Annotated in this window: 10 protein-coding genes; 6 read left to right on the top strand and 4 right to left on the bottom strand. The window is 67.4% G+C overall.

Features of this window, described 5'->3' with window-relative positions:
• Positions 1 to 5 precede the first annotated feature (5 nt).
• Positions 6 to 599, bottom strand: a complete 594-nt coding sequence (locus DSD19_RS18470; RefSeq protein WP_243628112.1) for a paraquat-inducible protein A — start codon at positions 597 to 599, stop codon at positions 6 to 8.
• A gap of 490 nt (positions 600 to 1,089) precedes the next feature.
• Here DSD19_RS18470 and DSD19_RS18475 point away from each other — a divergent pair, with 490 nt between their 5' ends.
• Both DSD19_RS18475 and DSD19_RS18480 read left to right on the top strand, forming a co-directional pair.
• A complete protein-coding gene (locus tag DSD19_RS18475) occupies positions 1,090 to 1,902 on the top strand; it encodes a glycosyl hydrolase (protein WP_243628109.1) in 813 nt (270 codons plus the stop codon).
• A 222-nt stretch (positions 1,903 to 2,124) separates the two neighbouring features.
• Positions 2,125 to 2,988: a UTP--glucose-1-phosphate uridylyltransferase gene (locus tag DSD19_RS18480; RefSeq protein ID WP_371412633.1), complete on the top strand. Its 864-nt coding sequence runs from the start codon at positions 2,125 to 2,127 to the stop codon at positions 2,986 to 2,988.
• 100 nt (positions 2,989 to 3,088) lie between these two features.
• Here the strand turns inward: DSD19_RS18480 and DSD19_RS18485 are convergent, their stop codons facing one another.
• Genes DSD19_RS18485 through DSD19_RS18495 form a run of 3 tightly spaced genes read right to left on the bottom strand, consistent with a single transcriptional unit; the run spans position 3,089 to position 6,236 of the window.
• Positions 3,089 to 4,153, bottom strand: coding sequence for a TRAP transporter substrate-binding protein (locus DSD19_RS18485; protein WP_113670678.1), 1,065 nt, complete (start codon positions 4,151 to 4,153; stop codon positions 3,089 to 3,091).
• Between the two features lie 20 nt (positions 4,154 to 4,173).
• Positions 4,174 to 5,712, bottom strand: a complete 1,539-nt coding sequence (locus DSD19_RS18490) for a TRAP transporter large permease subunit (RefSeq protein ID WP_113670679.1) — start codon at positions 5,710 to 5,712, stop codon at positions 4,174 to 4,176.
• Entirely contained in the window at positions 5,709 to 6,236 is a 528-nt protein-coding gene (locus DSD19_RS18495) for a TRAP transporter small permease subunit (RefSeq protein ID WP_113670680.1), read from the bottom strand. Before DSD19_RS18495 ends, DSD19_RS18490 begins: the two co-directional genes overlap by 4 nt.
• A gap of 192 nt (positions 6,237 to 6,428) precedes the next feature.
• On the opposite strand from DSD19_RS18495, the gene DSD19_RS18500 reads away from it, so the two are divergent.
• The 4 genes from DSD19_RS18500 to DSD19_RS18515 all read left to right on the top strand — a co-directional run bounded on the left by DSD19_RS18500 (position 6,429) and on the right by DSD19_RS18515 (position 14,916).
• On the top strand, positions 6,429 to 8,057 hold the full coding sequence (locus DSD19_RS18500; RefSeq protein ID WP_113670681.1) for an FAD-dependent oxidoreductase: 1,629 nt from the start codon (positions 6,429 to 6,431) through the stop codon (positions 8,055 to 8,057).
• A 158-nt stretch (positions 8,058 to 8,215) separates the two neighbouring features.
• Entirely contained in the window at positions 8,216 to 11,614 is a 3,399-nt protein-coding gene (locus DSD19_RS18505; protein ID WP_113670682.1) for a DUF2126 domain-containing protein, read from the top strand.
• Position 11,615: 1 nt separating this feature from the next.
• Positions 11,616 to 14,018 (top strand): circularly permuted type 2 ATP-grasp protein, encoded by a 2,403-nt coding sequence (locus tag DSD19_RS18510; RefSeq protein WP_113670683.1) that lies wholly within the window; start codon positions 11,616 to 11,618, stop codon positions 14,016 to 14,018.
• 19 nt (positions 14,019 to 14,037) lie between these two features.
• Entirely contained in the window at positions 14,038 to 14,916 is an 879-nt protein-coding gene (locus DSD19_RS18515) for a transglutaminase family protein (protein WP_081382223.1), read from the top strand.
• Positions 14,917 to 15,224 lie beyond the last annotated feature (308 nt).

Genomic DNA, 15,224 nt, shown 5'->3' on the forward strand with positions numbered 1-15,224 from the left:
GCTTTTCACTTCTCCAGAGACGTCCATACCGAATACCTGCACATGAAGGTGTCCTGCACCACGATCAGGATGACAAGGGCCGAGAACATCCAGAAGGCCGGGCCGAACTCGACCTGGGCCAGGTCCGAGATCTTGACCAGCGCGACCGCGCAGCCGATGGCGAAGACCTCGGCCATCGACCAGGGGCGCAACGCCTCGGACAGGCGGAAGGCGGCGCGGGCATGGCGCGCGGGCGGGCGGTCGAGCACGATGGGCGTCAGCACGTAAAGGATCAGAAGCGCCCGCAACACCGGCACGAAGACGATCAGCGCGGCCACCGCCAGCGCCAGCGCCATCAGCATCGGCCGGGCGCTGAAGGCCAGCGCCGCGCCCAGAACCGAGGTCGCGTTGCTCATCCCGCCCGCCTCGACCCTGAGAAACGGCGTCAGCGTCGCGGCCCCGATCAGCACCACCACCGCCAGCGCCACCGCGATCAGCCGCTGTCCGGCCTGCCGGTGCGGGGCGATCAGCACCTTGTGACAGCGCGCGCAGACAGCCCGCGCGCGGGGGGCGGGCTGTACGGCCCGGTAGACCGCGTCGCAATGCGGGCAGGCAATCAGCGAGGCAAGGTCGCGTCCCGCGACACGGTTCGCGACGCGGCCGGAGGCTGGGCCTGACCCCGCGCCGGGGGCTGAGGCTCGCGGGTCTGAGGGGGTATCGGTCATTCGGTCACGTCGCGGCCCTTGAATCGATGCCAGAGCATAGCCCTGTGCCCCGCCTATTCCAGCGTCTTGTCCCGTGCGCACTGTCCGGCGGGCTCCCGTCGCGGTTTCGGCAGGGGGCCGAATTGTGGCAAGCGGATCGGACCTGACAGCGCCGCAGGGCGCCTTTTGCGGGCCGCTTCGAGGCGTCTGGCAAACAATTCGGGCAAGGCCCCGCGGATCGTTCCCGAATCGGGAACCAATGGCCCGGCCAATTCCTTAATAAATCACGAACCCGGCCATATTCTGATCCACGGCCGGCCCTAGACTGAGCATATCGCACAGACAGCGTCCTGCGAGGGGAGCGCCGATGGTCGGGAGAACCTTGTTTTTCCTGTGGGTATTTCTGTTGTCTCTGGCGCAGACCGCCCTGGCCCAGAAGGCCGGGGTCGGCGCCTGGGAGAACAGCCGCTACACCACGATCCACTGGGTCGAGGATCAGCCCGCGCTGGGCTGGTACTACACCTGGCGCACCGACCAGCTCTGGGCCCGGGGGCCCACCTCGCGCACCGTCGAATTCGTGCCGATGATCCATTCCGAGGGCGACCTCGCCAAGCCGATCACGTCGGATCGCCCGGTGCGGGCGCTGATGGCGTTCAACGAACCCGATGGCAAAGGATCGCATCAGGGTGGGCTGTCGGTCGAGCGTGCGCTGGCGCTCTGGCCGCGCGTCGAGGCCAAGGGGCGCGGGTTGCGGATCGGCAGTCCGGCCACCACCCAGGCCGAAACCCTCGGCCCCGGCTCGTGGCAGCGGCGTTTCATGACCGAGGCCGAGCGGCGCGGCTATCGCATCGACTTCATGGCGGTGCATTACTATTCGACAGACGGCGATGTGGCGGCCTTCCGGCGCTGGTTGCAGGCGGTCCACCGCGAATACCGCCGTCCGATCTGGGTCACCGAATACGCCCTTGTCGACTGGGACCGCCCGGGCGCCGCCAGCTACGGGCAAAGTGCGGCCTTCTTCGAACGGGCGGCGCAGATGATGGACGGTCTGCCCTTCGTCGAACGGCACGCCTGGTTCGCCGCCAATCCCTATCCCTGGCAGGGCACGGTTCCCAAGATCAATCTCGTCGACGACCGGATGCAACCGACGCCCATGGGCGAGACCTTCCGGCGCGTGTTGTCCGAGCTTGGCGGCCGCGAGATCGCCTCGGCCAACTGACCCTGTCCCTGACCCTGACACTGTCGCATTGTCCCTGTGTCCCCGTCGCATGCGCCGCAAGGGCCTTCTGTGCGGTCGCGCGAGGCGTGTCAGCGGGGGAGTGGCGAAGATTTCGACATTGGATGAAACCTTCCGCTCCTGACGCGGTTATGCTGCAGGTGCATTCGTCATTTTCAGGAGCCAGATATGATCCCATCGCCCGTGCGGACCGCAATTTTTCCCGTGGCTGGGCTTGGAACCCGCTTTCTTCCCGCGACCAAGGCGACGCCCAAGGAATTGTTGCCGGTGATCGACACCCCGCTGATCCAGTTCGCCATCGACGAGGCGCGCGAGGCAGGTGTGGAACGCATGGTGTTCGTCAGCCATCCCTCGAAGACGGCGATCGAACGTCATGTGCGGGCCGATGCCGACCTGATCGAGACGCTGCGGGCGCGCGGCAAGGCGCGGATCGCCGAGGCGCTGGAGGCGGCGGCGCTGGACGAGGACGAACACGAGGTCGAATTCACCATGCAGCACGAACAGCGTGGCTTGGGCCATGCGGTGCTGTGCGCGCGCGATCTGGTGCTGCCCGGGCCGGTCGCGGTTCTGCTGCCCGACGATCTGATCCTGTCCCGGCCGGGCTGCCTGGCCCAGATGGTCGAGGCGTATGCGCGCTGCGGCGCAGGGCATATGGTGGCGGCGATGGATGTGACGCCGGAAGCGGTGTCGCGCTATGGTGTGCTCGACCCGGTGGGGCAGGAGGGGGCGATCACCCGCGCCCGCGGCATGGTCGAAAAGCCCGCCGCCGAAGAGGCCCCCTCGCTGAAGGCGGTGGTCGGGCGCTATATCCTCCATCCGGCAATCTTCGAGACATTGGCGAGCCAGGGGCCGGGCGCCCATGACGAGATCCAGCTGACCGACGCCATCGCGCGCGACACCGAACGCCTGGGGCTGGCGGGGTTCGCCTTCTCGGGCAGGCGCTACGATTGCGGCTCGAAGGCGGGGATGCTGGAGGCGACCCTTGCGGTGGCCAGCCGCGATCCGGACTATGCCGACGTGCTGGCCGAGTGGCGCGCCGAGGCGACACTGCCGATCGCGGCAGAATAGGAGGCCTCTGGCGCCAGCGGATAGAACTGATCGACAAAAAAGAGGCCGCCCGGACAGGCGGCCCCGTTGCATTCGTCCATGTCGCGCGCGGTGCTGCGGCTCAGACCCGTCCGGCCAGCAGCGGCAGCGCCATAGCGCGGGAATAGTCGCGCGCCTCGGCCAGCGCGACGTCATAGGTTTCGCGCACCTTGGCCACATCGGGATTGGCGGCGGTCAGTTCGTCCTGCACCTCGGTCCAGGCGGCGCGCTGGGCCGCGACCACGTCGTCGGAGAAGCTGCGGAACTCTACGCCCTGGGCTTTGAGCTCGGCCATCGACTTGGCGTTGAAATGATCGAACTGCGCCTGCACCTCGTAGGCCGCGCTCCAGGCCGCGCTTTCGCAGATTGCCTGCAGGTCCGGGGGCAGTTCGGCCCAGGCATCCTTGTTGAACACCACCGCCAGCCCGGCGCCCGGTTCGGTGAAGGCGGGCAGGTAGCAGATGTCGGCGATCTTCTGCAGTCCGAACGCCTGGTCCAGATAGGGGGCCACCCATTCCGCCGCGTCGATGGCGCCCGATTGCAGCGCCTGGAAGATCTCGGGCGGGGGCATCAGCACGGCGTTCACGCCAAGCTTGCGGTAAACCTCGCCCGCCAGACCCGCGACGCGCATGTTCAGGCCCTTCAGGTCCTCGACGCTGTCGACGGGTTTCTTGAACCAGCCCGCCGACTGGGTGTTCGAGTTGCCCGAATAGATCGGCTTGAGGTTTCGCTGGGCATAGATCTCGTCCCAGACCTCCTGCCCGCCGCCCCAGCGCAGCCACGCGGTATGCTCGGTCGAGGTCATGCCGAAGGGCACGCCGGTGAACCAGTGCAGCGCGGGGTTCTTGCCCGCGGCGTAATAGGTGGGGCCGTGGCCGACCGGGGCATTGCCCGCCTGCACCGCATCCTCGACGCCGAAGGCCGGAACCAGCTCGCCCGCGCCATAGACGGTGAAGGTCAGGCGGCCATCCGACATCGCGGCGACGCGTTCGGCGAAATTGGTGACATTGGTGCCGACGGCGGGGGCCATCTTGGGAAAGGCGGTCGGCAGTTTCCAGTGGATCTTGCCGGAGGCAAGCGCCGGGCTGGCCAGCGTGCCTGCCGCCGCGACCCCGGCGCCGGTCTTCAGGAAGGTTCTGCGATGCATGATGTCCTCTTGCGTTGCGCTTACCGGAATATCGCCTGCGGCAGCCAGGTCGCAAGCTCGGGAAGCGCGACCAGAACACCCAGCGCCACGAGTTGCAGCAGGACGAAGGGCACCACGCCCCGGTAGGTGTCGAGCGTGGTGATGTCGGGCGGCGCGACCGAGCGGAAATAGAACAGCGCAAAGCCGAAGGGCGGCGTCAGGAACGAGGTCTGCAGGTTCATCGCGATCAGGATCGCGAACCAGACCGGAGAGATGTCGGTGCCCAAGATCGGCGGGCCCAGCAGCGGGACCACGATATAGATGATCTCGACCGCCTCGAGGATGAAGCCCAGAAGGAAGATCACCGCCATCACCAGGAAGATCGCGGTCATGCCGCCGCCGGGCAGGCTGGCCATCAGCTCCTCGACCAGATGGTCGCCGCCGAAGCCGCGGAACACCAGCGACAGCAGCGAGGCCGCGACCACGATGCCAAAGACCATGCCCGAGATCCGCACCATATCGGTCAGCGCGCCCTGCAAGAGCCCCGCCCGCCAGGTGCGCAGCGCTGCCATCAGCGTGCCCGCCGCGATCAGCGCGGCCGCGCCCGTCGCCAGCAGGCCGGGCAGGGTGCCCGGCGCGGCCCGGCCGAGCCCGGCCATGCCCATGCCGACCAGCACCAGTGCGGCCAGCCCCGCCGAGGCGATCAGCCAGCGCCCGGCGCGGCCGCCTTTGGCGGCTTGCGCGGCCATCAGCAGCGCGCCGACGGCGCCAAGCCCCGCGGCCTCGGTCGTGGTGGCGACGCCTGCGAGGATCGAGCCCAGAACCGCCAGGATCAGCAGGATCGGCGGCAGGAAGGTGAACAGGATCTCGGAGGCGGGCACCGGTTCGCGCGGCGGGCGCGGCTCGGGCGCGGGGCCAAGCCGGAGGGCGACATAGACGGCATAGATCGCGACCAGCATCAGCCCGGGCAGCAATGCGCCCGCGAAGAGGTCGCCGACCGAAACCGGATCGGGCGCGAAATTGCCCGCGGCCTGTTGCGCCTCGAGATAGACATTGCCGATCTGGTCGCCCAGCAGCACCAGGATGATCGAGGGCGGGATCACCTGACCCAGCGTTCCGGAGGCGCAGATCAGCCCCGCCGCCAGCCGCTTGTCGATCCCGGCCTGACGCATCGCGGGCAGCGAGATCAGCACCAGCATCACGACGGTTGCGCCGATGATGCCGGTCGAGGCGGCGATCAGCGTCGAGAAGGCCAGCACGCTCAGCCCCATGCCGCGCGGCGAGCCCCGGGTCAGTTTGCCCAGCACGCCCAGCATCCGCTCGGCCAGCTGCGCGCGTTCCAGCAGCACCCCCATCAGCACGAACAGCGGCACCGCCATCAGCAGCCGGTTCGACATCACCCCCCAGACGCGGCCCGGGAAGAAGTTGAGGAAACTCAGGTCGAACAGCCCGAAGACCGAGGCGATCAGCGCGGTGATCAGCGGCACGCCCGCGATCGCCAGCATCGCCGGGATGCCGCTGAGAATGCCGCCGAACAGCCCCAGCAGCAGGACCAGCAGGGCGCCCTCTTCGCCGGTCATAGGATTTCCTGCACGTCTTTGCGCTTTTCGGCCGGTTTCAGGATCATGGCGAGGCCCTGAAGGATCATCAGTGCCGAGGCCAGCGGCAGGGCGGTCTTGACGATATAGACGCCGCCCAGCCCTCCGGTTTCAACGGCGCCTTCGCGGATCGACCAGGAATAGGACAGGTCCGGCCAGAACGCATGTATCATCAGCCCGAAGACCGGGATCAGGAAGATCAGCACGGCGAGGATGTCGGCGATGCGGATGTAGCGGGGCGAGAGCCGTTCCGAAATGACCTCGACCCGGACATGGCCGCCGCGCGCCAGGGTGACCGGAATGGCGAAGACCAGAAGGCTGGCGAAGGCATAGTCGGCCGCGTTCTGGAACTGGATCGACCCGGTGCCGAAGCCGTAGCGCAGGATGACGATGGCCAGCGTGGCGCCGGTCAGAAACAGCGCCGCCGCCACGCAATAGGCCAGCGCGGCCCGGTCGAGCCAGTGGCAAAGCTTGAGATAGGCGGATATGGGGCCGGCGCGTGTCATTGGTCAGGGGCATTGCCACAGTCCGTCCCGATCCGCAATTGGACATCTGGACAGGAGGCTGCCCCCGCATCCCCTCGATCCTGCCCCGGGATCTGCACGCAGGGACAATATACCGTCTGGCGGCGGTCGGGCGATGCGTTATGCTGCATCGCCGCACAAGCCAGGCAGGACCGAGCAGCACAGGAGAGCGCGATGGCGACCAGGATAGTGGTTCTGGGGGGCGGTTTCGGGGGCATGTACACGGCCCGCGCGCTGCGCCGCCGGTTCGGGCGCAAGGCCGAGATCGAGGTGATCAACGCCCAGAACTATTTCGTTTTCCAGCCGCTTCTGCCCGAGGTGGCGGGCGGCTCGATCACGCCCGCCCATGCGGTCTCGCCGCTGCGCTTCGTGCTTGACGGCGTGTTCGTGCGCAAGGCGGTGGTCGACAGCGTCGATTTCGAGCGCAAGGTGGTGACCGTCTTTCAGGGTATCCAGCGCCGCCCGACCGAGGTACCCTACGACCATCTGGTGATCGCGCTGGGGCAGGGCACCGATTTCTCGCGCATGCCGGGGCTCGAGGAACACGCGCTGAAGATGAAGACGCTGGAAGATGCGCGGCGTCTGCGCGGCCATATCATCGAACAGCTCGAACATGCCCAGGTCACCGAACTGCCTGACACCAAGCGCGGCGCGCTGACCTTTACCGTGGTCGGCGGCGGCTTCTCGGGGGTCGAGACGGTCGGCGAGATGAAGGAGATGATCGACCGCTCGCTGCGCTTCTATCCCAAGATCGACCCCTCCGAGGTACGGGTGCAGCTGATCGAGTTCGCGCCCCGCATCCTGAACGAGATGCCCGAGCCGCTGGCCGATTACGCGGTCGGCCATCTGGAGCGTCACGGCATCGAGATCAAGCTGAGAACAGGCGTCAAAAGCGCGACCCACCGCCAGCTTGTGACCACCGACGGCGAGGTGATCGACACCCGGACCATCGTTGCGACAATCGGCAACGCACCGCTGCCGGTGGTGCAGCGGATGGGCCTGCCGCTTGACAAGGGGCGGATCCCTGTCGACCGGACCTTGCGGGTCGCGGGCCATGACAATGTCTGGGCGCTGGGCGACTGCGCGCTGATCCCGCTGAAGGAGGGCGCCTCGGAACGGATCGATTTCGCCCCTCCGACCGCGCAATTCGCGGTGCGCGAGGCCAAGCGGGTTGCCGCCAACATCGCCGCCGCCGTCCGGGGGCGCGATCTGAAGCCCTTCGCCTATGCCTCGCGCGGGGCGCTGGCCTCTCTGGGCGCCAAGCGCGGCGTCGCCAATGTCTTCGGCCACAACATCACGGGCTTTCCCGCCTGGTTCATCTGGCGGTCCTATTATCTGGCGCTCTTGCCCGGCATCGGCACCCGTATCCGGGTGATGATCAACTGGTCGCTCGACATGCTGGGCGCGCGCAGCCTGGTGCAGCTGAAATTCTACGGCAAACCGCCGCTGCGCTATGTCTATTACCGCGCGGGCGACCGGATCTACAACGCGGGCGACAGGTCGGACGGTTTCTATACGGTGATCTCGGGTTCGGTCGAGATGGAGCGGCCCGATCCGGAGACCGGCGAGACGACGCTCCGCGTCATCGGCCCGGGCGGGCATTTCGGCGAACGGCTGATCCTCGGGGCCACCCGTCGCAAGACGACCGTGCGCGCCAAGGAGGATTGCAAGGTCCTGGTGATGAACCGCGAAGAGTTCCTGATGCTGGCCGAGGGCTTTTCGGCTTTCCGCGAGTATTTCCGGCCCTACATGGACAAACGCGGCGTGACACTTCCCGGCGGAGATGAAGACACGGGCAGATAGGCCGTTACCCGTCTGAAAGGACAGCTTGGCAAGGCGGCTCTGCCCCCGAAGGCTACTGCGGGGCGGTCCCCCGGGAACCCCGGGGCGAGCGCCCGTGTTTACAGGACGCCGAAAACCGTCTTTGCTGCCGGACAGTACCGTTAACGTTTGGATCCTCCATGGCGATCACCGCGACCATCCGGCACCTGACCCATTACCGCTACGACCGTCCCGTCAGCCTCGGTCCGCAGGTGATCCGCCTTCGCCCGGCGCCGCACAGCCGGACCCGGGTGATTTCCCATTCGCTGAAGGTCTCGCCGGGCGGGCACTTCGTGAACCACCAGCAGGACCCTTACGGCAACTGGCTGTCGCGCTTCGTCTTTCCCGAGCCGGTGCGCGAACTGAAGATAGAGGTCGATCTGGTCGCCGACATGACGGTCTACAACCCGTTCGATTTCTTCGTCGACGAGACCGCCGAGGACTGGCCCTTCGACTACCCGGCAGAGCTGACCGAGGATCTGTCGATCTACCGCCGCCCCGAACCCGCGGGCGAGGCCTTGTCGGCTTTCCTTGCGACGATCCCGCGCAATGCGACCCGCACGGTCGATTTCCTGGTCGGGCTGAATGCCCGGCTCGAACGCGAGATCGACTACCTGATCCGGATGGAGCCCGGGGTGCAGACCCCCGATGACACGCTGAGGCTGCATTCGGGGTCCTGCCGCGACTCCAGCTGGCTGCTGGTGCAGGTGCTGCGCCATCTGGGCTTTGCCGCGCGCTTCGTCTCGGGCTACCTGATCCAGCTGAAACCCGATCTGGTGGCGCTCGATGGGCCTGCGGGCACCGATCACGATTTCACCGACCTGCATGCCTGGGCCGAGGTGTTCCTGCCCGGCGCGGGCTGGATCGGGCTCGACCCGACCAGCGGGCTTCTGACCGGCGAAAGCCACATCCCGCTGGCCGCCACGCCGCATTATCGCAACGCCGCGCCGATCAGCGGCATGGCCAGCCCGGCCGAGGTCGATTTCCACTTCCATATGGAGGTGCGGCGCACGGCCGAGCATCCCCGCATCACCAGGCCCTTCCCCGAAGAGGCCTGGTCGGCGCTCGACGCGCTCGGTCACAAGGTCGATGCGCAGATCGCGGCGCAGGACATGCGGCTGACCATGGGCGGCGAGCCGACCTTCGTCTCGATCGACGATTTCGAGGCCGACGAATGGAACACCGGCGCCGTCGGCCCGATGAAGCGCGGGCTTGCCGACCGGCTGATCCGGCGGCTGCGGGACCGCTTCGCGCCCGGGGGCTTTCTGCATTACGGCCAGGGCAAGTGGTATCCGGGCGAGACCCTGCCGCGCTGGACCTTCTCGCTTTACTGGCGCCGCGACGGGCGGCCGGTCTGGAAGAACCCCGGGCTGATCGCCGAAGAGGACCAGACCGGGGCCACCGCCGAGGATGCCGACCGGTTCCTGTCGGGCTTTGCCGATGCCATCGGCGTGGGCGCGGACTATGTCCATGCGGCCTATGAGGACCCGGTCGAATGGATCCTCAAGGAGGCCGACCTGCCGGTCAATGTCACGCCCGAGGATTCCAAGCTGAAAGACCCCGAGACGCGCGCCCGGATCGCGCGGGTCTTCAATCGCGGGCTCGACAGGCCCGCGGGCTTCATCCTTCCCGTTCAGCGCTGGCAGTCGAAGGCGGCCGGGGCGCGCTGGCGGTCGGAACACTGGAAGACCCGGCGCGGGCATCTGTTTCTCGTGCCCGGCGACAGCCCGGTGGGCTTCCGCCTGCCTTTGGGCGCGCTGCCCTTCGTGCCGCCTTCGGCCTATCCTTATGTCTACCCGGCCGATACCTCGGTCGCGGTCGGGCCGCTGCCCGATTTCCACGCCGCCCGCGAGGATCGCCGCCGCGCGCTGATGGAAGAGTTCGAACGCATCGCCGCCGAGGACGAGGCGCGGGAGATGCCTGAAACCACGCCGGGGCGGTCGCAGCCGGTGTCCGAGCCGAAAGACGCGGGTCCCCGCCAGCGCCTGATGGAACAGGGCGTCGATCCGGCGGGCAGCACGGTGCGCACCGCCATCGCGGTCGAGCCGCGCGACGGGCGGCTTTGCCTCTTCATGCCGCCGGTCGAGCGGCTAGAGGATTATCTCGACCTGCTGTCCGCCGCCGAAGAGACCGCCGAGGCGCTGGGCCTGCCGATCCATGTCGAGGGCTACACGCCGCCCCACGATTCCCGGCTGAACGTGATCCGGGTCGCGCCCGATCCGGGCGTGCTCGAGGTCAACGTCCATCCCGCGCAAAGCTGGGAGGACTGCAAGGACATCACCTTCGGGGTCTATGAAGAGGCGCGGCAGACCCGGCTGGGCGCCGACAAGTTCATGATCGACGGCAAGCATTGCGGCACAGGCGGCGGCAACCACGTCGTCGTGGGCGGCGCCACGCCGATGGAGTCGCCCTTCCTCAGGCGGCCCGACCTGTTGCGCTCGCTGATCCTCTACTGGCAGCGCCATCCGAGCCTGTCCTATCTCTTCTCCGGGCTCTTCATCGGCCCGACCAGTCAGGCGCCCCGGATCGACGAGGCCCGCCATGACAGTCTTTACGAGCTGGAAATCGCGCTGAGCCAGTTTCCCGATCCGGGCGAGGGCGCGGCGCCGCCGCCCTGGCTGGTGGACCGGCTGTTGCGCAACATCCTGATCGACGTGACCGGCAACACCCACCGCTCGGAGATCTGCATCGACAAGCTCTTTTCGCCCGACGGGCCGACCGGACGGCTGGGGCTGGTGGAATTCCGCGGCTTCGAGATGCCGCCCGATGCGCGGATGAGCCTTGCCCAGCAGGTGCTGATCCGGGCGATCCTGTCCCGGCTTTGGGCCGATCCCGTCAAGGGCAATCCGGTGCGCTGGGGCACGACGCTGCATGACCGGTTCATGCTGCCGCATTTCGTCTGGACCGATTTCATGGACGTTTTGCGCGACCTGCAGGACCATGGCTTTGCCTTCCGCCCCGACTGGTACGAGGCCCAGGCCGAGTTCCGCTTTCCGTTCTGCGGCGAGGTCGAGTACGAGGGCGTGCATCTGGAACTGCGTCAGGCTCTGGAGCCCTGGCATGTGTTGGGAGAACGCGGCGCCATCGGCGGCACGGTCCGCTATACCGACAGCTCGGTCGAGCGGATGCAGGTCAAGCTGACCACGCTGAACCCGGGCCGCTATGCGGTCACCTGCAACGGCCGCACCGTGCCCCTGACCGAGACCGGCACAAGTGGCGTGCGGGTCGGGGGCGTGCGCTTCAAGGCCTGGCAGCCGGCCGAGGCGCTCCACCCGGTGCTGCCGGTCAACGCGCCGCTGACCTTCGACATCTACGACACCTGGTCGGGCCGGGCGCTGGGCGGCTGCACCTATCACGTGGCCCATCCGGGCGGGCGCAACTACGAGACCTTCCCGGTCAATGCCAACGAGGCCGAGGCAAGGCGGCTCGCGCGGTTCGAGAAGATGGGGCATCATGCCGGCGCCTACCGGCCCCCATTCGAGGTCCCGCATCCCGAGTTTCCGATGACCCTCGATCTGCGCCGCCCACCCGGGATCTGACATGACTTCGCCCGACGACATCGCCGAGGATCCGGTTCTGGCGCTTCTGCAGGAGTACAGCCCGCCGAACGGCGTGGCCGACGAGTTGTTGCGCCCCGATGGCAGACTGCGTCCGGTCTGGCGGCCGCTGATCGACCTTCTGGCGCGGCAAAGCCCCGAAGAGATGGCCGAACGCTTCGCGCGGGGCGATCAGTACCTGCATGACGCGGGCGTCTATTACCGCCAGCACACCCAGAGCGGGTCGACGCTGCGCGACTGGCCGCTGTCGCATGTGCCGGTGGTCATCGCCGAGGAGGAATGGCGCGAGCTGGCCGAGGGCATCGTGCAGCGCGCCGAGCTTCTGGAAAAGGTGATGGCCGATCTCTACGGGATGGGCGATCTGGTGGCGAACGGGCTCTTGCCGGCCGAACTGATCGCGCGCAACCCCGAATGGCTGCGTCCGATGGTGGGCATCCGGCCGCGCTCGGGCCATTTCCTGCATTTCCTGGCCTTCGAGGTCGGGCGGTCGCCGGACGGGTCCTGGCTGGTTCTGGGCGACCGCACCCAGGCGCCTTCGGGTTCGGGCTTCGCGCTGGAAAACCGGATGGCGACCAGCCGGGTGTTCCAGGATCTCTTCCCGACGTCCAATGTCGAACGGCTGGCCGGGTTCTTCCGCGCCCATCGCGGCGCGATGACCGCGCTGAATGCGGGCGGGGATGGCAAGGTCGCGATCCTGACGCCCGGGCATCATTCCGAGACCTATTTCGAACATGCCTATATCGCGCGCTATCTGGGTTTGCTGTTGCTGGAATGCGAGGATCTGAAGGTCGAGCGCGGGCGGCTGATGGTGCGCACGATCCATGGCCCGCAGCCGGTCAGCGTGCTGTGGCGCAGGCTCGATTCGCGCTTTGCCGACCCGCTGGAACTCGACGAGAACTCGGCGCTGGGCACGCCGGGCATGGTGGCGGCGCTGCGCGCGCAGGATGTCACCATGCTGAACTGTCTGGGCTCGGGCGTGCTGGAGGCCCGGGCGCTGATGGCCTTCCTGCCGAGGATCTGCGAAAAACTGATGGGCGAGCCGCTGAAGCTGCCCAACATCGCCACCTGGTGGTGCGGGCAGGATCTGGAAAGGGGCTATGTCTACGAGAATCTGCACCGGATGATGATCGGCCGGGCGCTGTCGTCGGACCTGCCCTTCGAGGTCGATGCCCTGACCGCGCTTGGCGGCGATTTCCGCGGCACCGCGCGGCGCCCGATCGGCGAATGGCTGGACCGCGACGGCCCCAATCTGGTGGGGCAGGAGGCAGTGACGCTGTCGACCACGCCCGCGATGATCGATGGCCAGCTGCTGCCGCGCCCGGCGCTGATCCGGGTCTTCGCCACCCGCACGTCCCGGGGCTGGACGGTGATGCCCGGCGGCTATGCAAGGATCGGGCGGTCGGGCGATCCGACCGCGCTGTCGATGAAGAACGGCGGTTCGGTCGCCGATGTCTGGGTGGTCGGAGATCGACCGGTCGAGCCTGAAACGCTGACCGGCGAGCCCGAGGGGCCGTTCATCCGGCGCGGGCCGGGACTGCTGCCAAGCCGTGCCGCCGACAATCTTTTCTGGCTCGGGCGCTATGTCGAACGGGCCGAGGCGCGGGTGCGCGAGCTGCGCGCCTATCACCTGCGGCTGTCGGAAAGCGGCGACCCGTCTCTGCCGCTGGTGGCACGTCTGGGCGCTTTCATCGAGGGATTCGGCGTCGATATCGACGAACCGGTTCCCGCCGTGGTGCTGGAGCTTTTCGATGCCGCCCAGGGTTGCGCCGGCAAGGTCCGCGACCGGTTTTCGACCGATGGCTGGCAAGCGCTGACCGATCTGGCCTTCACCGCGCGGGGGCATTTCAGCCGGGTGCATCCGGGCGATCAGGCGGTCAAGGCGATGGGCGAGCTGTTGCGCAAGCTGGCCGGGTTCTCGGGGCTCGTACACGAGAACATGTACCGCTCGTCCGGCTGGCGGTTCCTGACCATGGGGCGCGCGCTGGAACGGGCCGACCAGACCATTTCGCTTTTGGCGGCCTTCGCCGATCCCGCCCAGCCCGGTGGCGGATTCGACGTGGCGATCGAGGTCGGCGACAGCGTGATGACCCATCGCCGCCGGTATTCCGTGCATACCAGCCGCAGCAGCGTGATCGACCTTCTGGCGCTCGACGCGGGCAACCCGCGGTCGGTCTTCTTCCAGATCGACATGCTGCGCGACCAGGACCGGCTGCTGACGCAGAATGCCGCCTCGGAACCGATGTCCGACCTGGCGCGCGCGATCCTGCTTCTGCATACCGAACTGTCGGTGGCGGTGCCCGAAGATATTACAACCGAACGGCTCTTCGGGCTTCAGGGCGAAATCCGCGAAATCTCGACGCTGCTGACCCAGCGCTATCTGAGCTGAGCTCCGGGAGGGCCCCCGCGTGCCGATCGAATACGACATCCGCCTCGAAATCGGCTATCTCTACGACAGCCCGGCCGCCTCGACGCGGACGCTCTTGCGCATGCTGCCGCTGACCAATGGCGAGCAGACGCTGATCACGGGGCTGGTGTCGGCCGACCCGGTTCCGGATTTCCGCCGCGACGGGGTCGATTTCTTCGGCAATGCCACGACCGAGATCGCCCATGACGCGGGCAAGACCGAGTTCCTGTTCCGCTTTGAGGGCCGGGTTCGGCGCATTCCACGCGGAACGACGCTGGATCTTTCTTGCGGGCTTGCGGCGCTTGGGGCCGAGATACAGGGGATCCAGAGCATCACCCCGATGTCGCCTCATCACTTTCTGGGCGACTCCGAACGCATCCGGCATGAACCCGAAATCGCCGCCTTCGCCGAAGAGGTGACCGCGCCCGGCATGTCGGTCATGGCGGCCCTGCAGGCGGTATCCCACGCGATTCACGACCGGTTCGACTTCGATCCGGGGGCGACCGAGGTCTCGACCACGCCGATCGAGGCGTTCCAGAACCGGCGTGGCGTCTGTCAGGACATCAGTCAGGTTACCATCGCGGCGCTGCGTTCTGTCGGCATTCCCGCGGGCTATGTCAGCGGGTTTCTCCGGACCGTGGCGCCACCCGGCCAGCCGCGTCTGGAAGGGGCCGATGCGATGCATGCCTGGGTGCGTGCCTGGTGCGGGATGGAAACCGGCTGGGTCGAGATCGACCCGACCAACGACATGCTGGTCGGCGCCGATCACATCGCAATCGCGATCGGGCGCGATTATGCCGATGTGGCGCCGGTCAAGGGCTCTTCGCGCACCTCGGGGTCGCACCGCACCGAACACCGGGTGGATGTGATCCCGCTCTGATCCGGGCCCAGACGGGGCCGACTCCGGGTCCGTCGCGACCCGTCGCCCGAAGCCTTGCCCAAACCCGCCGCCGTTACGGCCAATTTTCGACGATTCGACTCGCCATACGCGGGCGTCGACGCGCTCCGGAAGAAATCCGGCCAGAGCCGCCTGTCTGTAGGCCCGAGCCGACGGCAGGGCGTTCGCGACGACAGGCCAGACAATCCTGACGTCTGCCATTCACCACTTCTTAGGTCGTGTTGACAAAAGGGATTCCGCTCGTGCGTAGGGTATGATTCAAGCTGGCATCTGCGATGGAGACCAGCTTG

Origin of the sequence: Rhodovulum sp. BSW8, from assembly GCF_003314725.1 — a bacterium.
Lineage (GTDB): Bacteria > Pseudomonadota > Alphaproteobacteria > Rhodobacterales > Rhodobacteraceae > Rhodovulum > Rhodovulum visakhapatnamense.